The sequence below is a fragment of the Rothia sp. SD9660Na genome, from assembly GCF_030064065.1.
Classification (GTDB): Bacteria; Actinomycetota; Actinomycetes; order Actinomycetales; family Micrococcaceae; genus Rothia.
Genome location: NZ_CP125946.1, coordinates 1,017,292 through 1,037,138, shown reverse-complemented (window position 1 = coordinate 1,037,138; position 19,847 = coordinate 1,017,292). Strand labels below are relative to the sequence as shown.

At 59.8% G+C, this 19,847-nt stretch carries 18 protein-coding genes, 3 tRNA genes and 1 pseudogene; 5 read left to right on the top strand and 17 right to left on the bottom strand.

Annotation, left to right across the window (positions count from 1 at the left end; translation table 11 throughout):
• Positions 1 to 41 precede the first annotated feature (41 nt).
• The 3 genes and pseudogenes from QM007_RS11105 to QM007_RS04990 form a co-directional block, all read right to left on the bottom strand.
• Positions 42 to 1,243 (bottom strand): annotated as a pseudogene (locus tag QM007_RS11105) (TSUP family transporter); the annotation flags it as partial.
• Between the two features lie 162 nt (positions 1,244 to 1,405).
• On the bottom strand, positions 1,406 to 1,612 hold the full coding sequence (locus tag QM007_RS04995) for a hypothetical protein (protein ID WP_283490824.1): 207 nt from the start codon (positions 1,610 to 1,612) through the stop codon (positions 1,406 to 1,408).
• A complete protein-coding gene (locus QM007_RS04990) occupies positions 1,596 to 1,958 on the bottom strand; it encodes an adenine nucleotide alpha hydrolase family protein (protein WP_283490823.1) in 363 nt (120 codons plus the stop codon). Before QM007_RS04990 ends, QM007_RS04995 begins: the two co-directional genes overlap by 17 nt.
• Before the next feature lie 263 nt (positions 1,959 to 2,221).
• Between QM007_RS04990 and pdxY the strand changes: the two genes are divergently transcribed.
• Positions 2,222 to 3,076, top strand: a complete 855-nt coding sequence (pdxY, locus tag QM007_RS04985) for a pyridoxal kinase PdxY (protein WP_283490822.1) — start codon at positions 2,222 to 2,224, stop codon at positions 3,074 to 3,076.
• Here pdxY and QM007_RS04980 read toward each other — a convergent pair.
• The 3 genes from QM007_RS04980 to QM007_RS04970 all read right to left on the bottom strand — a co-directional run bounded on the left by QM007_RS04980 (position 3,066) and on the right by QM007_RS04970 (position 5,615).
• Positions 3,066 to 3,788, bottom strand: coding sequence for a sirohydrochlorin chelatase (locus tag QM007_RS04980; protein WP_283490821.1), 723 nt, complete (start codon positions 3,786 to 3,788; stop codon positions 3,066 to 3,068). The genes pdxY and QM007_RS04980 overlap by 11 nt on opposite strands.
• A 62-nt stretch (positions 3,789 to 3,850) precedes the next feature.
• Positions 3,851 to 4,684, bottom strand: coding sequence for a hypothetical protein (locus QM007_RS04975; protein WP_283490820.1), 834 nt, complete (start codon positions 4,682 to 4,684; stop codon positions 3,851 to 3,853).
• A gap of 124 nt (positions 4,685 to 4,808) precedes the next feature.
• Positions 4,809 to 5,615, bottom strand: coding sequence for an SDR family oxidoreductase (locus QM007_RS04970; RefSeq protein ID WP_283490819.1), 807 nt, complete (start codon positions 5,613 to 5,615; stop codon positions 4,809 to 4,811).
• Positions 5,616 to 5,665: 50 nt separating this feature from the next.
• On the opposite strand from QM007_RS04970, the gene valS reads away from it, so the two are divergent.
• Positions 5,666 to 8,302: a valine--tRNA ligase gene (valS, locus tag QM007_RS04965; RefSeq protein WP_283490818.1), complete on the top strand. Its 2,637-nt coding sequence runs from the start codon at positions 5,666 to 5,668 to the stop codon at positions 8,300 to 8,302.
• 127 nt (positions 8,303 to 8,429) lie between these two features.
• Here valS and QM007_RS04960 read toward each other — a convergent pair whose 3' ends face one another.
• The 10 genes from QM007_RS04960 to QM007_RS04915 all read right to left on the bottom strand — a co-directional run bounded on the left by QM007_RS04960 (position 8,430) and on the right by QM007_RS04915 (position 17,870).
• Positions 8,430 to 9,059 carry a mycothiol-dependent nitroreductase Rv2466c family protein gene (locus tag QM007_RS04960; RefSeq protein WP_283490817.1) on the bottom strand — a complete coding sequence of 210 codons (630 nt, stop codon included), beginning with the start codon at positions 9,057 to 9,059 and terminating at the stop codon, positions 8,430 to 8,432.
• Positions 9,060 to 9,136: 77 nt separating this feature from the next.
• Positions 9,137 to 10,420: an ATP-dependent Clp protease ATP-binding subunit ClpX gene (clpX, locus tag QM007_RS04955; protein ID WP_283490816.1), complete on the bottom strand. Its 1,284-nt coding sequence runs from the start codon at positions 10,418 to 10,420 to the stop codon at positions 9,137 to 9,139.
• Between the two features lie 225 nt (positions 10,421 to 10,645).
• Positions 10,646 to 11,323: an ATP-dependent Clp protease proteolytic subunit gene (locus tag QM007_RS04950; protein ID WP_283490815.1), complete on the bottom strand. Its 678-nt coding sequence runs from the start codon at positions 11,321 to 11,323 to the stop codon at positions 10,646 to 10,648.
• Positions 11,324 to 11,353: 30 nt separating this feature from the next.
• Positions 11,354 to 11,974, bottom strand: a complete 621-nt coding sequence (locus tag QM007_RS04945) for an ATP-dependent Clp protease proteolytic subunit (protein ID WP_283490814.1) — start codon at positions 11,972 to 11,974, stop codon at positions 11,354 to 11,356.
• Between the two features lie 168 nt (positions 11,975 to 12,142).
• Positions 12,143 to 12,898 (bottom strand): iron ABC transporter ATP-binding protein, encoded by a 756-nt coding sequence (locus QM007_RS04940; RefSeq protein WP_283490813.1) that lies wholly within the window; start codon positions 12,896 to 12,898, stop codon positions 12,143 to 12,145.
• The gene (locus QM007_RS04935) at positions 12,895 to 13,998 is read right to left on the bottom strand and encodes an iron chelate uptake ABC transporter family permease subunit (protein ID WP_283490812.1); all 1,104 of its coding nucleotides are present in this window, start codon (positions 13,996 to 13,998) and stop codon (positions 12,895 to 12,897) included. The genes QM007_RS04940 and QM007_RS04935 overlap by 4 nt, the downstream gene beginning before the upstream one ends.
• Entirely contained in the window at positions 13,979 to 14,977 is a 999-nt protein-coding gene (locus QM007_RS04930) for an ABC transporter permease (protein ID WP_283490811.1), read from the bottom strand. The genes QM007_RS04935 and QM007_RS04930 overlap by 20 nt, the downstream gene beginning before the upstream one ends.
• A gap of 78 nt (positions 14,978 to 15,055) precedes the next feature.
• Positions 15,056 to 16,066, bottom strand: a complete 1,011-nt coding sequence (locus QM007_RS04925) for a siderophore ABC transporter substrate-binding protein (protein ID WP_283490810.1) — start codon at positions 16,064 to 16,066, stop codon at positions 15,056 to 15,058.
• Between the two features lie 318 nt (positions 16,067 to 16,384).
• Positions 16,385 to 17,683, bottom strand: a complete 1,299-nt coding sequence (gene tig / locus QM007_RS04920) for a trigger factor (RefSeq protein WP_283490809.1) — start codon at positions 17,681 to 17,683, stop codon at positions 16,385 to 16,387.
• 112 nt (positions 17,684 to 17,795) lie between these two features.
• A tRNA-Pro gene (locus tag QM007_RS04915) sits at positions 17,796 to 17,870 on the bottom strand.
• A 168-nt stretch (positions 17,871 to 18,038) separates the two neighbouring features.
• Here QM007_RS04915 and QM007_RS04910 point away from each other — a divergent pair.
• Positions 18,039 to 18,109 (top strand) — tRNA-Gly (locus tag QM007_RS04910).
• Positions 18,110 to 18,114: 5 nt separating this feature from the next.
• Positions 18,115 to 18,185: transfer RNA gene (locus QM007_RS04905), tRNA-Gly, on the top strand.
• 83 nt (positions 18,186 to 18,268) lie between these two features.
• On the opposite strand, the gene QM007_RS04900 is transcribed toward QM007_RS04905, so the two are convergent.
• A complete protein-coding gene (locus QM007_RS04900; RefSeq protein WP_283490808.1) occupies positions 18,269 to 19,018 on the bottom strand; it encodes an HAD family hydrolase in 750 nt (249 codons plus the stop codon).
• Between the two features lie 120 nt (positions 19,019 to 19,138).
• Here QM007_RS04900 and QM007_RS04895 point away from each other — a divergent pair, with 120 nt between their 5' ends.
• Entirely contained in the window at positions 19,139 to 19,831 is a 693-nt protein-coding gene (locus QM007_RS04895; RefSeq protein ID WP_283490807.1) for a hypothetical protein, read from the top strand.
• The last annotated feature ends 16 nt before the right edge of the window (positions 19,832 to 19,847 follow it).

The following is a 19,847-nucleotide window of genomic DNA, read 5'->3' as shown; positions in this document are numbered from 1 at the left end:
GTCGAAAGACTGGTTCTAGACCAGCTGCTGCTCGTCCGCCTCCAGCGCGCAAAGGTCTGGGAGGCGTCCGCCCGCTCAGCCAGGTAGGTGCGGATCAGGCGTTCGAGGTAGTCTTCCAGCAGGTCAGCCTCACCTTGAGGCCGCGCACAGTACGGCCAAGGGTTCCGGCGGCGTCATTCTGGTAGTCGGCCAAACCACCGCCGAGGTGAACCTGGAAGCCGGGTACCCGGCGGCCGTCATCGGTGGTAATAATCTGACCCTTCAGCCCGATATCTGCGGTCTGAATACGGGCACAGGAGTTGGGGCAGCCGTTGATGTGCAGGGGCAAGCGCTCAGGCAGCTGGTCAGCCACATCGGCCATGCGCTCTTCGAGGTTATCGATGACGCGGGCGGCAGTGGACTTGGTCGCCACGATAGCCAGCTTGCAATACTCGATGCCGGTGCAGGCGATGGTGGAGCGGCGGAAGACGGACGGACGCGCGTAGAAGCCCAGCTTCTCAGCTTCGGTGATGAAGGGCTCAACATCATTTTCTTCAAGGTCAAGCATGACAAGCTTCTGGTAGGGGGTGGTGCGCAGGCGCGACGAACCGTACTTTTCAACCAGGTTGGCCAGGTCAATGAGCTGGGTGCCGCTAATACGGCCCACGGTGGGTGTCAGGCCGATGTAGAACTTGCCATCCTTCTGCGCGTGTACTCCCACGTGGTCGCCAGTGACGGCGGGCATCTCGGGAGCGGCGAGGACGCCACCGGCCAACAGGGCAAAGACGGCGAGCAGGTGCTCTGTGAGGTCCTGCCGCATTCCCAAGATAAAGCCCAGGCTGGCGGCGAAGGTGACCAGGAATTCGGCGGTGTTCACCCTGCCCACGATCCGGCGGGGTTCAGTTTTGCCGATGGTCATAAGGGTTGAGCTGGTGACCGGGCCCCAGCCTCCCCCACCGGCGGCGTCCACGAATCCACCGAAGAGCCAGAGGAAGCCGAGCGTGCGGGGGTTGGCGGGAGCGCCGGTACCGCGGGAGGCACGGCGGCCGGTGGAGAAGCGGAGTACCAGGTTGATGCCAATAAGGGTCAAGATAGTTGCCATGACCGGCTTGGCGGTAGCCAGGGAGAGGTTGGAGAGCAGGGTCGCTCCGGCAAAGGTCCCTACTGCACCAGGCAGGCCCAGTCGCAACACGACCTTCCAGTCGATGTTGTTGAACCGCCAGTGGCTGACGCCCGAGGCGAGGGTGGTACCGAGTTCTGCCACATGAACAACTGCCGAGGCGCTGGCCGGGCCAGGGCTAGCAGCAGGGTGGTTGAGGTGGCCCCGAAGCCCATGCCAAGGCTGCCGTCGACCAGTTGGGCAAGCAGACCGCCTAGAGCGATGAGTAGTAGTTTGTTCATGGTGGTGTTCGTTCTGTGAGGGCCGCTAGCGGACGAGACCTGCGGCTAGGGAGTTGCCGTCTGCCTGGTTAATCAGCAGTAGGGAGCCCACCAGTCCGCGCCCGGTGTAGGATTCGACCGGTAGGTCTTCTGCCAGTTGCAGGGTGGCGGTAAGTCCCCGGCTGCCCTCGGGCCGGTCGGAACCGGCAACCAGGTCGCCTCGGGAAAGGTCGATGTCATCTGCCAGACGCACCCACGATGGAATCGCCAACAGAAGCAGTGGCAACCTCACCGTATGCGGTATCGATGTGGGTGACAGTGCTGGTTCGCCCCTGCCCCAGGTGCACGGTGTTTCCCATCGAGAAGGTAACGACAAGCATGCCACTCACGTGCTCATGGGCCCAGGTCAGGATTTCTTCGGCGCTTGCATCGTAGAGGGCTTCGGCATAGCGATCTACGAGTTGCTGGTTGGCTTCCTTCTCGGCGTCTGAGAGCTGGGCGGGCTCGGGCGTGCCCTCCGGGCTGATAGCCGGATCTTCCAGCGCTGCGGCCGGTGAGCCAAGACCAAAGTTTTTAAAGCTCACGGGTGAGGGTTCCATAGCGCTCCTTTCATAACAGTTCTTAGGGTCGAATTGTTTGAAAGTCTAGGCTTATGGGGACGGGGTGGTCGAGTTATTGCGGGTGCCAGGTCACGGGGCGACATTTTTACGTCATAGGTCTTCACCGGGGGTAATTTTTACGCCCCTAGGTTTGCTTGAGGCCCTTGCAGCCCACTACTGTGCGCCACTGGTTGCAGGCTTACTTGTCATCTAATGAAACGTGCGTACCGCAGGTAGACCCGGGGCGTGCCACAATGGTGTTTATGCGTATTTTGTCTATTCAGTCCGCTGTTGCCTACGGCCACGTAGGTAATTCAGCCGCCGTCTTTCCCCTGCAGCGCCTTGGCCACGAGGTCATGCCCGTCAATACCGTCCTCTTTTCGAACCACACCGGCTACGGTGCCTGGCGCGGCCCGCTGATCTCGGGCGACGACGTCCGCGACATTGTCACCGGTATTGAAGAGCGCGGCGGTCTGACCGACACCGCTCTGGTCATTTCTGGCTACCAGGGTGGCTCTTCCATCGGTGACGCCATCCTCGATGCCGTTGCCAAGGCCCGCGCAGCCAACCCGGACGTCCTTTACTCCTGCGACCCCGTCCTGGGTAACGCCACCAGCGGTTGCTTTGTCTCCCCCGAGGTGCAGGAACTCATTCGCGACCGCGTGATCCAGCACGCCGATATCATCACCCCCAACCAGTTTGAGCTGGGCTTTGTAACCGGCACCGCCCCCAAGACCCTGGAAGAGGTTCTTGAGTCTGTGGCTGCAGCCCAAAAGATTGGCCCCCAAACCGTGCTGGTGACCAGCGTGAATACCCCCGAAACCCCCGAGGATTCAATCCAGATGCTGGCTGTTTCGGGCGATGAGGCCTGGCTGATTACTACCCCGCGCCTGCCCATGAAAGCCAACGGCTCAGGTGACGTCACCCAGGCCCTGTTTGCCTCTCACTTCGCCTCGGGCAAGAGCCTAAAGGAAGCCCTGGAACTCACCACTGCCAGCGTCTACGAACTGCTGAAGAATACCCTGGCCTCGGGCCAGCGTGAACTGCAGCTGATTGAGTCCCAGCAGGCCTACGTTGAACCTGCTGAGACCTTCGAGGCGGTAGCGGTTAAGCGCTAAGAGCGGCTAAGGCTTCGGTGGCCCTCTCTAGGGCAACCGAAGCGACAACCGCAGCGGAAGCGGCGTCACCGGGGAGCACCAGCGGCTCGGTGACGGCCGCTTTTTCTGTTCCCTGATAAGCCTTGGTGAGTTTGCTGTGGAAGTAGCCGCGAGCCAGTAGATAGGTAGAGATATATTCTGCCTGGTTGCTCTCCCATGCCTCGTCGATGGTGGGCTCAATATCGGCGATAAAGCCGTAGGGCACCTGCCGGCTGAGCAGGGTGCTGAAAACTTCTGCCTGGTAGAGCACGGCTTCACGGCCGTCAGCCCGGGACGAGCCCGCTGCTGCCAGGGCGATGTCGTCGTAGCCGTCCCAGCCCGCTTCTTCAAGGCGCTGGCGCTGGAGCTTAGCCAGGGCCGCTGAGGGGCCTAGTGCTCTAGCAACCGCGGTGGTCAGGTGGGTAGCTTTGGCGGCTGCCTGCTTCATGTCGTATTCGGTGTGGTAGCCCGGTGAGAGCAGCAGGGGCACCAGGACGGCGGTTGCTCCGGACGGCAGGTCCTTCAGCACCTGCGGCAGGGCGGGTTCTTGCACATCCACGTAGGCTTCGTGCACGGTGTAGGTTCCAGGGGCTTGGGCCTCGACCAGGGCGGTGAGCTGCTCACGGATGAGTTTGACGGCTTCGCGGCCCTGGGGGTTATCGGTACCGTGGGAGGTGGCGACCAGGTGAATCATGGGGCTCCAGTCTGCTGCTCATACAGCACAGTGGGTGGGGCTGACCCCACCCACTGTACAACCTAGCGGTCAACAATGAAACCGCAGCGGGGCTCAGTGCTGGCACAACCGGTGTAAACGGTCGAGCCCTCTTCCCCCAGCGGCCCGGTAATGCTGACCTGCCGTACTTCTCCGCTGTCGTCCTGCCCTAGAACAAGGTAGGCTTCTCCGTCCGCATCGAGGTGCAGGCCAGCAGCGGGCTCACCGGCCTCGTCGAAGAAGGGCTGAATCTCGAACCGCGGTTTCTCTACCGGCGCAGAGGGTAGAGTACCCTCCTGGCTGTACCCGGTATCGGTGGGTGCTAGGACGACCACGGACCTATCCGTTGCCAGGTAGATGTTGCCGTAGCGGTCGATGTTGGAGCCGCTGGCAAGGTCCCACGTCATATTGCCCATCACGGTATGCGTAGTGATGAAGGCGTAGGTATTGCCCAGGCCCTCGTAGAAGCCGATGGGCTGGCCGTCCTGGTAAACGGCGTAGGCCAGCTGCATCTGGGAAGGGGCTGACCCCGGGTTCATATCCCAGCCATAGGTGCGAATCTCTACCGGCCCGAGGGTGGGGTGGGTGACATCAATGGTTTCGTAGTGGGTGCAACGGTCCCGACAGGAGTCCTCAACAACCTGAGGCACGGCTGTCACTGACGAGTTTGAAGGCGAAGGGGTGCTTGCCGGTGCAGTCGCAGAGGTAGAAACAGCAAAGCTCTGAGCCGGTACCTGCGCTGGGGCTTCCCCCACTGGGGCTTCACCGCCACCGGCACAGGCGGCCAGGAGGGGCACGAGGGCCAGCATTCCGAGAGCAGGACGCCAGCAGGCCGGCCGATCGGCGAGGGCGGGGCTGGTATGGGGGTTGCGTTTCACGGTCATCATCTCCTTTGATTGATGGTTGGTTACCGTAGTGGGCTCCCTCTTCTCATACTAAGCAGGCTGGCTAGTTGCTTTCAAGAAGATGACGCAGGTTCACCCCGCCCCCTACCCGCCCCGGCTAGGAGGCTGCGGGCCGACGAATCACCTTGTACTGGGCGGCCTGGGCAACCGGGCGCATGGTGATGTGGTCCAGGTTGATGTGCTGGGGGATGTTCACGGCAAAGGTGACGGTCTGGGCGACGTCCTCAGCTAGCAGGGGCTTCTCAACGCCAGCGTAGACCTTAGCGGCAGCCTCGTCCGACCCCAGGCGGTTACGGGAGAATTCTTCGGTGTGTACCATGCCGGGGCGTACCTCAATCACACGCACGTTATGTTCGGCCTCTTCGAGGCGCAGGGTCTCGGTCAGGGCCCGCTCCCCGAACTTGGCAGCGTTGTAGCCCGCTCCCCCTTCGTAGCCGGCTTCGGCTGCGGTTGAGGTCAGGTTGAGCACGGTACCCTGGCCGTTCTCGCGCAGGGTTGGCAGGAAGGCCTTGACCATATTGAGGGTGCCAATCACGTTGAGCTCAAACATGGCCGACCAGCCAGCGGGGTCAGCATTAGCTACAGAATCAGCCCCAATAGCACCGCCGGAGATATTAACCAGGGCATCGAGGCGGCCGCCGGTTTCCCTCAGAATCTCCTGGGCGCGGGCAGCTACCGCGTCGGCGTCCGTAATATCGAGGACGACCGGGCGCACCTGGGTGCGCGAGGCAAGTTCTTCGAGGCGGTCGGCGCGGCGGGCTACGGCGTAGACCGTCCAGCCTGTCGCGGCCATGAGCTCGGCAGTAGCACGGCCGATACCCGAGGAGGCACCGGTCACCACGGCGACCTTACCGGCCTGAGCATCGGGGGCAAAGGGATTAGCGGGAAGTGATGTAGTAGTCATAGCACTAGCCTAACCTGCAACATATTTTTATTCGTGAGAGAATAGGCCACATGGCTGAAATCAACCAGGGCACAGACACGCCCGCAGAAAACACCGTAGAAATTACCGTCCCCGCGAAGCCCGGCCTTGAAGGCCTCGAAAAGAAGTTCACCGAGAACTGGGCCGCCAACAAGACCTACGCATTCGACCCCAACACCACCCGCGAGCAGGTCTACTCCATCGATACCCCGCCGCCCACCGCGTCCGGTTCCCTGCACGTCGGTCACATGTTCTCCTACACCCAGACCGACGTTATCGCCCGCTACCAGCGTATGAAGGGCAAGAACGTCTTCTACCCCCTAGGTTGGGACGACAACGGCCTGCCCACCGAACGCCGCGTGCAGAACTACTACGGCGTACTCTGCGACCCGGCAATCCCCTACAACCCCGATTTCAAGGCTCCCGAAAAGCCCGCTAAGAACCAGCGCGACTGGCCCCGTATCTCCCGTCAGAACTTCATCGAGCTGTGCGAGATCCTGGCGGTAGAAGACGAAAAGGTCTTCGAAGAGCTCTTCACCACCCTGGGTCTGTCCGTCGACTGGTCACACACCTACCGCACCATCGACGCCCACTCCCGCAAGGTCTCCCAGCTGGCCTTCCTGAACGACCTTAAGAGCGGCGATGCCTACATGGCAGAGGCCCCCACCATGTGGGATGTCACCTTCCGCACCGCGGTAGCCCAGGCAGAACTTGAAGACAAGGAACGCCCCGGTGCCTACCACCGCATCTCCTTCCACCGCGAGAATGGCGAGAAGGTCTGGATCGAGACCACCCGTCCCGAGCTCCTGCCCTCCTGCGTTGCCCTGGTCGCCCACCCCGACGATGAGCGCTACAAGTCCCTCTTCGGCACCAAGGTCACCTCTCCCCTGTTCGGTGTAGAGGTCGAGATCAAGGCCCACCCCCTGGCCCAACCCGATAAGGGTGCCGGCATCGCCATGATCTGTACCTTCGGCGACACCACTGACGTTACCTGGTGGCGCGAACTGCAGCTGCCCACCCGCGCCCTCATCGGCCGCGACGGCCGCTTTGCCGCCGACACCCCCGAGTGGATTACCTCCACCGAGGGCCGCGAACGCTATGAGCGCATGGCAGGTGCAACCGTCTTCACCGCTCAGAAAACCGTCGTTGAGATGCTGGTCGAAGCCGGTGAAATGGACGGCGATCCCAAGCCCATCACCCACCCGGTCAAGTTCTACGAGAAGGGCGACAAGCCCCTTGAAATCGTGGCCTCCCGCCAGTGGTACATCCGCAACGGTGGCCGTGACGCCGACCGCCGTGACGCCCTGGTTGAGCGCGGCCGTGAAATCGCCTGGCACCCCGCCTTCATGCGCTCCCGCTACGAAAACTGGGTTGAAGGCCTCAACGGTGACTGGCTCATCTCCCGCCAGCGCTTCTTCGGTGTGCCCTTCCCCATCTGGTACAAGCTCGACGCCGACGGCGAACCCAACTACGACGAGCCCATCATCCCCAGTGAAGAGATGCTCCCCGTCGACCCCGCTTCGGACGCCGCCCCCGGCTACACCGAAGACCAGCGCGGCGTACCCGGCGGCTTCATTGCCGACCCCGACGTCCTCGACACCTGGGCCACCTCATCCCTGACCCCGCAGATTGCCACTGGCTGGGCCGTGGACGAGAACCTGCACAAGGTCACCTTCCCCATGGACCTGCGCCCCCAGGGCCACGACATCATCCGCACCTGGCTCTTCTCCACCGTGGTTCGCTCCAACTCCCTGGAGAACTCCGTGCCCTGGACCGACACCGCCCTTTCCGGCTGGATCCTGGACCCGGACCGCAAGAAGATGTCCAAATCCAAGGGCAACGTGGTGGTACCCAACGAGGTCCTCGAAAAGTACGGTTCGGACGCCGTGCGCTACTGGGCAGCCAGCGCCAAGCTGGGCGCCGATACCGCCTACGACGAGGCCCAGATGAAGATTGGTCGCCGTCTGGCCATCAAGCTGCTGAACGCCTCCAAGTTCGTTCTCGGCCTGGGCGCCACCGCCAACTCGGTCATCACCGACCAGGCCGCGGCAGGCGTCCTCACCAACGAGCTCGACCGTTCCCTGCTAGCCCGCCTAGCTGCCCTGGTTGAAGAAGCCACCGCCGCCTTTGAGAACTACGAGTACGCTCGTGCCCTGCAGATCTCAGAGACCTTCTTCTGGCACTTCACCGACGACTTCGTCGAACTCATCAAGGACCGCGCCTACGGCAACGTCGGTGAAGCCGAACAGGCCTCCGTCCTGGCAGCCCTGGCCACCACCCTCGACGCCATGCTGCGCCTTTTCGCCCCCTTCCTGCCCTTCGTCACCGACGAAATCTGGTCCTGGTGGCGAGCAGGCTCTGTGCACCGCGCCCCCTGGCCCACCACCGACGGCTTTGCCGCCGCCGTTGCGGACGCCGACCCCGCAGTCCTGCCCACCGTAGCAGCTGCCCTGGGCGGCCTGCGTAAGGCCAAGTCAGAGGCCCAAGTCAAGCAGCGCACCGAGGTTGAAACCGCTACCATCACCGGTTCAGCGGACGACCTCGCCCGCATCCGTGGCGGTCTTGGCGACCTCAAGGCAGCTGGCAACGCTCGCGACCTCACCCTCACCGAGACAGAGGACGAGCTGGCGGTCACCGACGTTGTGCTGATTACTGAGGAAGAAAGCTAAAACTAGCCGCCTGCGGGGGTATGCAGGCCCAGCAATACTGCACATCAAAAGATTAGGCCCGGTTCCAGATTGTCTGGAACCGGGCCTTATCGTGTATTCGACAGTACGGGCTTTGAGTGCCCGCTAGTTACTGTTTTTCGGTGGTGAAAATCGGGCCGACGTTGCGGGAGCGCTTAATCTCAAAGAAACCGGGGTAAGAGGCCAGAGCCACAGCGCCGTCGAAGACCTTAGCGGCTTCTTCACCGGTGGGGGCAGGTGACATCACGGGGCCAAAGAAGGTCACACCGTTGATGCTCATCAGGGGCACGCCGATGTCATCACCACCAGCAGAGTCTAGACCTGCACGAGTTGAGGCCCGCATCTGCTCGTCGTATTCATCGGTAAAGGCAACCTGGGCTAGTTCGGCAGGAAGACCCACCTCAGCTAGGGCAGCTTCGATAGCCTTCTCGAAGTAGGTGCCCTCTTTGTTTTTCTGGTGGTGAATCTGCTCGCCCAGGGCGGTGTAGAGTTCATCGAGTTTTTCCTGGCCGTACTGTTCTGCCACGGCGGTAGCCACGCGGGCAGGGCCCCAGGTGTTGTCGATGTGTTTGCGGTAGCCCGGGTCAAGGTCGCGGCCTTCGTTCAGGACGGCGAGTGAGAAGGGGTGCCAGGTGACGGCAACATCGCGCTGGATCTCAACCTCTTTAATCCAGCGGGAGGTCATCCAGCACCAGGGGCAGGTAGGGTCAAACCAAAAATCAACGGTATTTTCAGCCACGGGTTGTCCTTTCAATCAGGGGTGGGATGCAAGAGCCCGCTGCCAGCGCGCAGAGGCACCGACAGCGGGTGAGACTTTTAGGCAGATTTTTTCTCGGTGGCTTCGAGCACCAGAATCGGGTCCTTCTCCCCCGCTACAACAGCCTCGTCAATAATGACCGAGGTGACGTCTGAGCGGCTGGGTACATCGAACATGACCGGCTGCAGAATCGACTCCATAATGGAGCGCAAACCGCGGGCGCCGGTATCTCGCTCAACAGCCTGGCGGGCAATAGCTGCCACGGCGGCGTCCTCAAAAATCAGCTCGACCCCGTCGAGGGCAAACATGCGCTTGTATTGCTTGACCAGGGCGTTCTTAGGCTCGGTCAGAATCCGCTTGAGGTCAGATTCGGTGAGCTTACCCAGGGTTGCCAGCACGGGCAGACGGCCAATAAATTCAGGAATCAGACCAAACTTGAGCAAATCCTCAGGCATGAGCTTGGTGAGAATATCGCTCTCTTTAGCGGCCTGGTCAATAGATGCGCCAAAGCCGATGCCCTTGCGGCCCACTCGCCCGCCCACAATCTCTTCGATACCGGCAAAAGCACCAGCGACGATGAAGAGGATATTGGCTGTATTAATCTTGAGGAAGTCCTGCTGGGGGTGCTTCCGCCCGCCCTGCGGGGGTACAGCTGCCTCGGTGCCCTCAAGAATCTTGAGCAGAGCCTGCTGCACTCCCTCGCCCGATACGTCCCGGGTGATGGAGGGGTTATCGGCCTTACGGGAAATCTTATCGATTTCATCGATATAGATAATGCCGCGCTGGGCCTTTTCAATATCACCGTCAGCAGCCTGGATGAGCTTGAGCAGGATATTCTCAACGTCCTCACCCACGTAGCCGGCCTCGGTCAGGCTGGTGGCGTCGGCAACGGCAAAAGGTACGTTGAGTTTCTTAGCCAGGGTCTGCGCCAGGTAGGTCTTACCCGAGCCGGTGGGGCCAACCAAGAGAATATTAGACTTGGCAATCTCTACGTCTTCGCCCTCGGTAGCCAAAAGCTCCTTGGCCTCAAAGGCAGGGCCCTGCTGGGCCCGAATACGCTTGTAGTGGTTATAGACGGCAACAGAGAGGGCACGCTTGGCGGCCTCTTGGCCAACCACGTACTCCTGCATGTGGTCAAAGATTTCACGCGGGGTGGGGAGCTCTTCAACGGCACCCAAATCTTTCACGTCAGCGAGCTCTTCTTCGAGAATCTCGTTGCACAGTTCAATGCATTCATCGCAGATGTAAATGTTGGGGCCGGCGATCAGTTTACGAACCTGTCGCTGGTTCTTCCCACAAAATGAGCATTTGGGAAGAGTGGTGCTATCGCCTAGGCGAGCCATAGACCCTACCTTTCCTTGGGTTCCTCTACCTAATCTACCGTGAAAACCTGCCTAGCCCAACATGTGACGGTTCAGGCAAGGTTATCTCTCTATGACCTAACAGTTGAGCTACCCTGAGCATTCCCCTCACAGCCGCAAAAGGCGGACGCCGCCCCTCCCCTGACCTGCCTTTGGGCAGGTGGGGTGGAAGGCGGCGTCCGCACCGAGTCTGAACGTGAGCAGTGCTTAGTCGTGCTTTTCTGCGGTATTGAAGGAGGGCTTCACAGCCTTACGGGATTCAAGTACCTGGTCAACAATGCCGTACTCCAGAGCGCCCTTAGCTGTCAGAATGTTATCGCGCTCAATCGACTTATCGACTTCTTCGAAGGTCTTGCCGGCGTGCAGGGCCAGGGTCTGGGCGGTCCACTCACGCATACGCATGACCTCGTTTGCGTGAATCTCAATGTCTGAAGCCTGACCACCCTGCTGGCCGGAGAGGGCGGGCTGGTGAATTAGCACGCGGGCGTTGGGCAGGGCAAGACGCTTGCCGGGGGTACCGGCTGCCAGCAGGACGGCTGCTGCTGACGCAGCCTGGCCCAGGCAGACGGTCTGAATCTCGGGGCGGATGTACTGCATGGTGTCGTAGATAGCAGTCATCGCGGTGAAGGAGCCACCGGGTGAGTTGATATAGAGGGTAATGTCGCGATCGGGGTCCTGGGACTCGAGCACCAGCAGCTGGGCCATGATGTCATCGGCTGAGGCGTCGTCAACCTGCACGCCCAAGAAGATAATGCGATCTTCAAAGAGCTTGGCGTAGGGGTCCTGGCGCTTGTAGCCATACGGGGTACGCTCTTCGAAGTTAGGGAGCACGTAGCGGTCGGTGGGCATACCGGCAGGTGCGGTTGATGAAGGAAGGTGAATCATTCGTCTCTCCTGTAAAAGTTCTGTGCCGGTTTACTTGTCGTTGGCACTGGTGGCCGGACCGATCTTGTCGAGGATCTTGTCGAAGAAGCCGTAGGCCAGGCCTTCTTCGGCGGTGAACCAGTTGTCGCGGTCGTTATCGCGCAGGATGGTCTCAACGGTCTGGCCGGTGCGCTCAGCGGTAATTTCGCTCAGGCGCTTCTTCATGTCGAGAATGAGCTGGGCCTGGGTACGGATGTCGGAGGCGGTGCCGCCGATACCGCCGGAGGGCTGGTGCATGAGGATGCGGGCGTTGGGGGTTGCGTAGCGCTTGCCGGGGGCACCTGCGGTGAGCAGGAACTGGCCCATGGAAGCTGCCATGCCGGTCACCACGGTGACAACGTCGTTGGGGATCAGCTGCATGGTGTCGTAAATGGCCATGCCTGCGGTGACGGAGCCGCCAGGTGAGTTGATGTAGAGGTAGATGTCTGCCTCGGGGTCTTCAGCTGAGAGCAGCAGGAGCTGGGAACAGATGCGGTTGGCGTTGGAGTCGCGCACCTCGGAGCCCAGCCAGATGATGCGTTCCTTGAGCAGGCGGTTGTAGACGTAGTCGTCCTGACCGCCCATGGGGGTTTCCATGGCGGGGGTCTGGTGTGCTTCAGGGGTGAAGGACATGTGTTCCGCTCCTTGTGTCGGTTGCAGCACCAGCGCGGACGCCGGTGCCAAAGATTTGCTTGACACTTAGGTTATCGCTTTTGGGGTTCCCAAAATTGCCTTTTGGCTCTCAGTTCGCTGTTGGCATGTGCCCGCTACGCTCTGAGCAAGAGCGAGCGGGCACAGGGCTTAGTGGTAGCAGGCGATGGGGCCGCTGGGCCCCTGAATCACCTGGATGGGGGTGTTGAAGATTTCGGTGAGCAGGTCATCTTGCATGATCTCTGCAACGGTTCCGAAGCGGGCGAGTTTGCCGTCCTTGATAGCGCAGATGTAGTCGGCGTAGCGGGCAGCGAAATTGATGTCGTGCAGCACCACGATGATGGTGCGGCCCAGGGTGCGGGCGGCGTTGTGCAAGTGCTGCATCATCTGCACGGAGTGGGAGATGTCGAGGTTATTGAGGGGCTCGTCAAGAAGTACGTAGTCGGTTTCTTGGCAGAGCACCATGGCTACGTAGGCCCGCTGCCGCTGGCCGCCTGAGAGCTCATCGAGGTAGCGGTTTTCGAGGCTGGTGAGATTGAGGAAGTCGATATAGCGGGAGATAATCTCTTCGTCTTCAGCAGTGAGTCGGCCCCCTGTGTAGGGGAAGCGTCCGAAGCCCACGAGCTGGCGCACGGTGAGTTTGGTGACAAAGTGGTTTTCCTGGCGCAGAATCGAGACGACTTTAGCCAGGTCTTTGGACTTGGTAGTAGCCACGTTCAGGCCACCGATTTCGATGGTACCTGCGTCGATATCGAGTAAGCGGCCCACCATAGTGAGCAGGGTGGACTTACCAGCACCGTTGGGGCCAACCAGGGCTGTGATACCTCCTGACGGTAGCTCTACGTCAACCGGGCCGATGTTGGTTTCACCGGAGTAGCTTTTGGCGACCTGGTTCAGGGTGATCATAGTTTGCCCTTTCGGAGGATGACGATCAGGAAGGTCAGGCCACCGATCAGTTCGATGATAATACCAACGACTCCCTGGGCTGAGAAGATGTGGTTCATGATGAAATAGGAAACCGCCAGAATGGCAAAGGAGAGCACGGTTGCCATAGGGAAGAGGTAGCGGTGGTCGTAGGTATCAGCAAACTGGTAGGTAAGGGTTGCCACCAAAAAACCTAGGAAGGTCAGCGGGCCGACCAGGGCGGTTGAAACAGCCATCATGAGGGCAACGATTACCAGCACAATGATGGACTCTCGCCGGTGGTCAATCCCCAGGTTGGTGGCTGCCGGTGCGCCCAGGGATAGGGCATTGAGGGTACGAGACTTTGCGTAGAGTACCGCAACGCTCAGGACGACCAGGGGCAGGGCCACCGGGTAGTAGGCGGGGTCGGCGTTGTTGACCGAGGCGAAGAGGCGGGCGGTCAGGATATCGAACTCGCTGGGGGTCAGCATGCGCTGCATGAAGGTTGAGACTGACCCCAGCCCCCCACCCAGTACCACACCGACCAGGAGCATAACGTGCATGTTAGCCCGCCTGCCGGTCAGCAGCCAGGAGTAAAGCAAGAGGCTCAGGGCCACCATCATGACCAGCTGGAAAATAAAGGTGTCGAGGGTGCGGGCGGCAATCAGCCCGGCTGCCCCGGCGAAATAGATGGTTGCGGTGTGAATCGCGGCGTAGAGGGCCTGAAAGCCCAGAATGCCGGGGGTGATAATGCGGTTGTTAGTCACCGTCTGAAAAGCCACCGTTGCCACAGCCTGGCAGACAGCTGCTACAGCCATCGCAATCAGGGCATTGGATCGACGCTCAGCAATGAGCCACCACTTGAGGGTGCCGGTTTCAAAGGGGTTTCCGTAGGCCAGTAGACCGAAGGCTGCCAGCGCAGCGGCAGCGGTGAGCACCGCCAGGAGCACCCAGTAGGTGCGGGCAGCGGCAGGGGTCTTGAAAGCCCCTGCGCTCCGGGAGATACCTGCCCTGCGGGAGGTGGGGTGGGCGTCCGCACCGGTGCTCATCTCGGGCAGGGCGGACGCACCCACCCGGCTTTCTTTACTTGCCTGCTGATACACGGGGCCGCCCCTTCACAATCAGACCAATAAAAACAAGAGCACCCACGATACCCAGAATCACCGACACCGGGATTTCGAAGGGGGCGATAATAGTGCGCCCAATCAAGTCGCAGATTGTCACGACCCCGATACCGGTGAGGGCGACCCATGGTAGGTTAGAGCGCAGGTCATCCCCACGGAACATGCTGACGATGTTGGGAACGATTAACCCTAGGAAGGGCAGGGATCCGACCACCACGGTCACCACACCGGTTGCGATGGCAATCAGGGCGGTGCCCACCAGCATGATCTGGGCGTAGTTCAGGCCCACGTTGGTTGCAAATTCCTGGCCTAGACCGGCGACAGTCAGCCGATCGGCATACCAGAAGATAACAGCAACCACCAGGAGCACCAGCCAGAGCACCTCGTACTGCCCCTTAATAACAGACGTAAAACTGCCGGCGAACCACACACCCAGGTTCTGTAACAGGTTGGTCTGAAGGGCAAAGAAAGTGGTAAAGGCAGAAACAACAGCACCCAGCATCATGCCCACAATCGGCACGATGAGAGAAGACCTGAGAGATACCCGGCGCAGGAAGAGGAAGAAGACCATTGAGCCGATAAAAGCAAAAACGATAGCCGCCGTCATCTGCTGCAAGAGGTTCGCCGCGGGGAAGAAGTAGAGCATAAAGAGCAGACCCAGACTAGCCCATTCGGTGGTACCGGTCGTGGTTGGTTCCACGAACTTGTTCTGGGTCAGCATCTGCATGACCAGACCGCACATGGCCATGGCTGCTCCGGCCAGCACCAGGGCAATGGTTCGAGGTATGCGGGTGATGGCGAACATGGTAGCGCCGTCAGCCTTGTTGAAGATGTCGTACTCCCCCGTGAACAAGGAGAGCACGAGCAGGGCAACAATGCCCAGGCTGGCTAGCAGGAATTTGCCGCTGACCAGGGAGTTCCTGGTGCGGCTAACTCGGGTGGTTTCGGTGATCGTCATAAAAGCCCTCAAGGAGTCACCCCGCCACGAGGGCAGGATGACTCCTTTTTCATAGGTTAATGGGTCTCAGCCGGTACCTTACTTGGCGGCTTCGAACTTATCGGCAAGATCGTTGAGAATCTCGGTGTAGGTGATGATGGATTCGTTGGTATAGGTATCAGCCGGAGCGTAGGCAATCTGGTTCTTGGTGATTGCGGTGACATTGGCCAGGGCTGAGCTACCGGCGATGACATCTGCAGCAGCGGGTGAGCCCTCATCGATGCTGGTGCCAGCATCGCGGTCAAGAACCAGCAGCCAGTCGGGGTTGGCTTCTGCGATAGCCTCAACCGAGATATCGTCGCCCTGGTGGTTATCTGATGAACCTTCAACTTCAAGGGCGGGCTTGAGGCCCAGCATGTCGAAGATAGGGCCGTAGGTGCGGCCGATGGAGGGGGCAACGTAGCCGATTTCGCCGCCGGAGACGTTGACGGCCATGACGGTGGATTCGCCGTCGTAGGCGGCCTTAGCGCGGGCTAGAGCGGCGTCGAAGTCTGCGATGAGCTGGTCGGCCTCAGCCTGCTTGCCGAAGACCTCGCCCAGTACGGTGACCTGGCGCTTGAGCTCTTCGCCCAGGGGCTGGCCGTCGCGGGGTTCAAGTTCGAGAATGGCAGCCTGGGGGTTAAGCTCCTTGATGGCGTCATAGTGCTGAGAGAAGCGCTGACCGTTGACAATCAGATCAGGCTCTTCGCCGGCCAGCAGTTCAAGGTTGGGCTCGCGGTGGGTGCCAATGTCGGTGATGGACGAGTCGTTCTTGTAGGTCTCAACCGTTGCAGGAATCAGAGTGATGGGGGCTGCAACCAAATCGATGCCCCAGGCTTCGAGGACCTCAAAGGTACGGTTATCGGTGGCCGCTATCTTCTGAGGGGGAACAGTCACGGTAACCTCACCGTAGTTATCAGTGACGGTAACAGTGCTAGCAGTCTGGCTAGCGGAAGCTGAGGTAGACGCGCTTGATTCGTTGGAGGCGTCAGTGCTGCCTGCGCCACAGGCGGTGAGCGCCAGCGCCAGAACGGAAGTGGCTGCAAGCAGGGAGATACGGTTGGCCTTCACGGGTTTTCCTATATCTGGTAGTGGTGTGGACTTGGTAAGCCTGAACATCTTCTAAGGCTTGACTTACCTAAGTTTAGTTAGCCCAACCTTACTTACGCAACTCAAAACCTCCTATTACGAAATATCTTTTTAACTTATTTGCTGTATTTGACTTCTAGTCACCCAGTTCACCCTCTTTTAGGCAACGGACGCCGGCGCCCGCGTCCGCCTTTTCCCACGGGTTTTACCCGCAGGCAGCACAAAGCCCCCGCAAGAACCCAATCAGGGTCTTGCGGGGGCTTGAGCTAGAAAAGTTTTAGAGCCTCAAGAGGCAAAAACTTATTCGGCATCTGCGGTCTCACCCAGGAAGGAAGAGAGGTCAACAGCCTTGCCGTCGGCGTCCTTAACCTCAGCCTGAGCCAGAACAGCTGCCAGAGCCTTTGAACGGCGAACCTCGCCAACAATCATGCCGGACTGGCCTGAGCCGTCGAGCATCTGAGCGAACTGGTTGGGGTCCATGCCGTACTGCTGGCTCATGGTGATGATGTAATCAATGAGCTCAGCCTGCTCGACAGAAACTTCTTCCTTCTCAGCAATAGCGTCGAGGATGATTTCGTTCTTGAAAGCACGCTCGGTGTTCTCGCGAACCTCTGCGCGGTGCTCTTCGGTGTCGTGGTCATCATCCTGGCCGGGGGTGTTGAAGTGCTGAGCCAGCTGGTCTTCGATAACCTTCTCGGGAACGGGGATTTCAACCAGTTCAACCAGAGCATCAAGAACCTTGTCGCGTGCTTCTGCACCCTGCTCGGCAACCTTGGAATCAGCAGCCTGCTTCTTCAGGTCCTCCTTCAGTTCAGCAATGGTGTCGAACTCTGAAGCCAGCTGAGCGAAGTCGTCGTCAGCCTCAGGCAGCTCGCGCTCCTTCACAGCGGTGACCTCAACCTTAACGGTTGCTTCTTCACCTGCATGCTCACCACCGGCAAGCTTGGTGACGAAAGTAGCGTCCTCACCAGCGGAGAGGCCAAGGACAGCCTCATCCAGACCGTCCAGCATAGTGCCGGAGCCAACCTGGTAGGACAGGTCGTTAGCGGCATCAACCTCTTCGCCGTCAATTTCAGCGGCGATGTTGATGGTCAGGAAGTCCTCGTCAGCTGCGGGGCGGTCAACAGCCTTCAGGGTGCCGAAGCGGCCGCGTAGGGCATCGAGAGCCTTCTGCTCATCTTCTTCGGTAACCTCTACGCTTGCAACCTCAACCTTGATACCTGAGTAGTCAGGCAGTTCGATCTCGGGGCGGACGGTGACCTCAATGGTCAGCTTCACATCAGCTTCGCGGTTGCCCTCTTCAGGCTTAGAAACGATGTCGAGCTCGGGCTGAGCCAGGGGGGTCAGCTCATTCTCAACCAGGGCCTGCTGGTAGAAGTTGTTCAGAGCATCGTTCAGAGCGTTCTCAACAACAAAGTCAAAGCCTGCACGCTGATCGATGAGAGCCTTAGGGGTCTTACCCTTACGGAAACCGGGAACCGAAATCTGGTTAGCCAGTGACTTGTAGGTACGGTCAAGGTAGGTCTTGAACTCAGCGAAGGAAACCTCGACCTCAATCTTTGCGAGGGTCGGGTTGATCTTCTCGACGGCAGTCTTCACGTCCGTTGATCTCCTGATAACTTGATTGGAACCGCCACCCGGAAAAGAGTGGGGCTAGATATAACGTTCTATAGAAAAACCCGCCGTTTCCGGCGGGTCGTTCTATTTCACGTCGGGGTGACAGGATTCGAACCTGCGATCTCCTGCTCCCAAAGCAGGCGCGTTAGCCAAGCTACGCCACACCCCGATTTGCACGGAAGGCACCACCCAGTTTAGCGGTTCAACCGCCCAAAACCTAACTCGCACCCCGATTACGCCCAGGGCGTGTTGAGAAACGCCATCGCCACCCTGATTTGACAAGGCCCCGTTCGACCAGGTTTACTGGAAGACGTCCACAACGCCGGGCACCCCATTTGGGGATGTAGCTTAATGGTAAAGCCTCAGTCTTCCAAACTGATTACGCGGGTTCGATTCCCGTCATCCCCTCTCTCGCGGCTGTAGCTCAATGGTAGAGCGCACGCTTCCCAAGCCTGATACGCGGGTTCGATTCCCGTCAGCCGCTCGCTATCGCTCGGGACTGGCGGAAGCCATTTTCAGCGCACACTCGCTTCACGGTCACTCTTCGGAGTGGCCGTTTTTGCTTTCCTAGAAAAACCGGCGAGCAACAGGCGCAGGCGCATCCAATAGCTCCACCAGGTCGCGCACCTTCACGCTCCCCCTCGCCACTTTCTGACCGCGGCGGTGCCGGTTAACCCAGGCAGCCTGCAGACCCGCCCGAGCCGGGGCGGCAACGTCCGCAATATAGTTATCGCCCACGTGCACAGCAAAAGCCGGGTCCACCTCTAACTGGGCACAAACAAACCGGAAAATATAGGGGTCGGGCTTGCTCATACCCACTCTCTCTGAAGAAAACAGGGGCATATCATGCAAGCCGATAGCATCGAGCTTCTTCTGCTCAGTGAGCTGGGACCCGTTAGAAAGCACCGCCACCTGCAGATGCCCAAACCGGCGGCCGAGCTCCCCAAAAAACCGATCGACCTCAGCAAAAGGGGCCCAAGCCGTACGGGTTTCCTCCTGTAGGGTCGCCAAAAACTTCTGGGCCCTGTCAGCGCTCTGCTGCTCCCCCGTCATCAGGTGCAAGAGACTCGACGTGCGAAACAAGCGATTTTCGTCAAAAACCTGCTCACCGGCCAAATAGCGCTGAAAATCCTCGCGCTGAATATCGGCCCAGGCCTGGAAGTAGCTCTGGGTGTCGTCGATTTCTCCCTCAAAACCGAACTCCCGAACAGCCCGGTTAAAACCCACTGCGGTTGCTGTATCGCTATCGAGCAGGGTGCCATCTAGGTCGAAGAGCACCAGGTTGGCCTGCCCCAGCAAGTATCTGGTATCGCGCATAGTAGCCCTTCGTAGTTATGATGGCTTTATTCACTTCACAAGCATAACCTTTCACGCTTGACCCATCTCCCCTAATATGGGGAGTAAATAACCACACTTTTCCGCAAGGTTGACTTCTTCATGGCTTTAGCACCCCTATCTGCTCGATTCATTCCGGTGAGCGCCCTGCTTGCTACCGGCGTTCTGATACTGACAGGCTGCGGGAGCAGCCAGACCACCGCTACCCCCGCTGAAACCGACGTTAGCGCCGCAAGCAGTGCGTCCACTACTCCAGCCGAAAGCAGCACCCCCAGCCCCACCGCTGAGCCAACAACAGAAACTGCAAGTGCAGAATCTTCTGCGGTTGAGACCGCTGCGCAGTCCCCTAGCGCTACAGCCCTGACTCCCCCGGTCAACGACGGCTTTACCATCGACCCGGTTTCGCTGGTGACCACCGATCTCGTCACAGGAACCCCGGTGGCTGACCTTGCAGCCTACAACTTTGCGGCGGCAGACCAGCCCTCTGTCGTCTTCCAGACCCCGAACCCCCAGGTAGCCTGCCTGATGCAGACCTACGGGGTATTTTGCATGACCGATGACTCAAAGAACTGGGTCCTACAATCGGTGTCGATGGGCCCTGGCGATACTCAGCCCCGCACGGTGCAGGCCCGCGGTCGGGCTGCCACCCACGATTGGTTCAAGACCAACACGGTGCTGCCCGAGGGGCAGTCCATCAGCTGGATGGGTATGACCTGCACGACCACAGGACCAGTGAGCGTGCACTGCAACGACGGTACCACCGGCTTTAACCTCTCTGACCTGGCAAACCGTTAGAGCATATCAACGAGAA

What these genes read in the sequence shown, in the direction of transcription:
- QM007_RS04990 (WP_283490823.1), bottom strand. Translation starts at nt 1,958, where the DNA reads ATGGAACCCTCACCCGTGAGCTTTAAAAACTTTGGTCTTGGCTCACCG.
- pdxY (WP_283490822.1), top strand. Translation starts at nt 2,222, where the DNA reads ATGCGTATTTTGTCTATTCAGTCCGCTGTTGCCTACGGCCACGTAGGT.
- QM007_RS04980 (WP_283490821.1), bottom strand. Translation starts at nt 3,788, where the DNA reads ATGATTCACCTGGTCGCCACCTCCCACGGTACCGATAACCCCCAGGGC.
- QM007_RS04970 (WP_283490819.1), bottom strand. Translation starts at nt 5,615, where the DNA reads ATGACTACTACATCACTTCCCGCTAATCCCTTTGCCCCCGATGCTCAG.
- valS (WP_283490818.1), top strand. Translation starts at nt 5,666, where the DNA reads ATGGCTGAAATCAACCAGGGCACAGACACGCCCGCAGAAAACACCGTA.
- clpX (WP_283490816.1), bottom strand. Translation starts at nt 10,420, where the DNA reads ATGGCTCGCCTAGGCGATAGCACCACTCTTCCCAAATGCTCATTTTGT.
- QM007_RS04950 (WP_283490815.1), bottom strand. Translation starts at nt 11,323, where the DNA reads ATGATTCACCTTCCTTCATCAACCGCACCTGCCGGTATGCCCACCGAC.
- QM007_RS04945 (WP_283490814.1), bottom strand. Translation starts at nt 11,974, where the DNA reads ATGTCCTTCACCCCTGAAGCACACCAGACCCCCGCCATGGAAACCCCC.
- QM007_RS04940 (WP_283490813.1), bottom strand. Translation starts at nt 12,898, where the DNA reads ATGATCACCCTGAACCAGGTCGCCAAAAGCTACTCCGGTGAAACCAAC.
- QM007_RS04930 (WP_283490811.1), bottom strand. Translation starts at nt 14,977, where the DNA reads ATGACGATCACCGAAACCACCCGAGTTAGCCGCACCAGGAACTCCCTG.
- QM007_RS04900 (WP_283490808.1), bottom strand. Translation starts at nt 19,018, where the DNA reads ATGCGCGATACCAGATACTTGCTGGGGCAGGCCAACCTGGTGCTCTTC.
- QM007_RS04895 (WP_283490807.1), top strand. Translation starts at nt 19,139, where the DNA reads ATGGCTTTAGCACCCCTATCTGCTCGATTCATTCCGGTGAGCGCCCTG.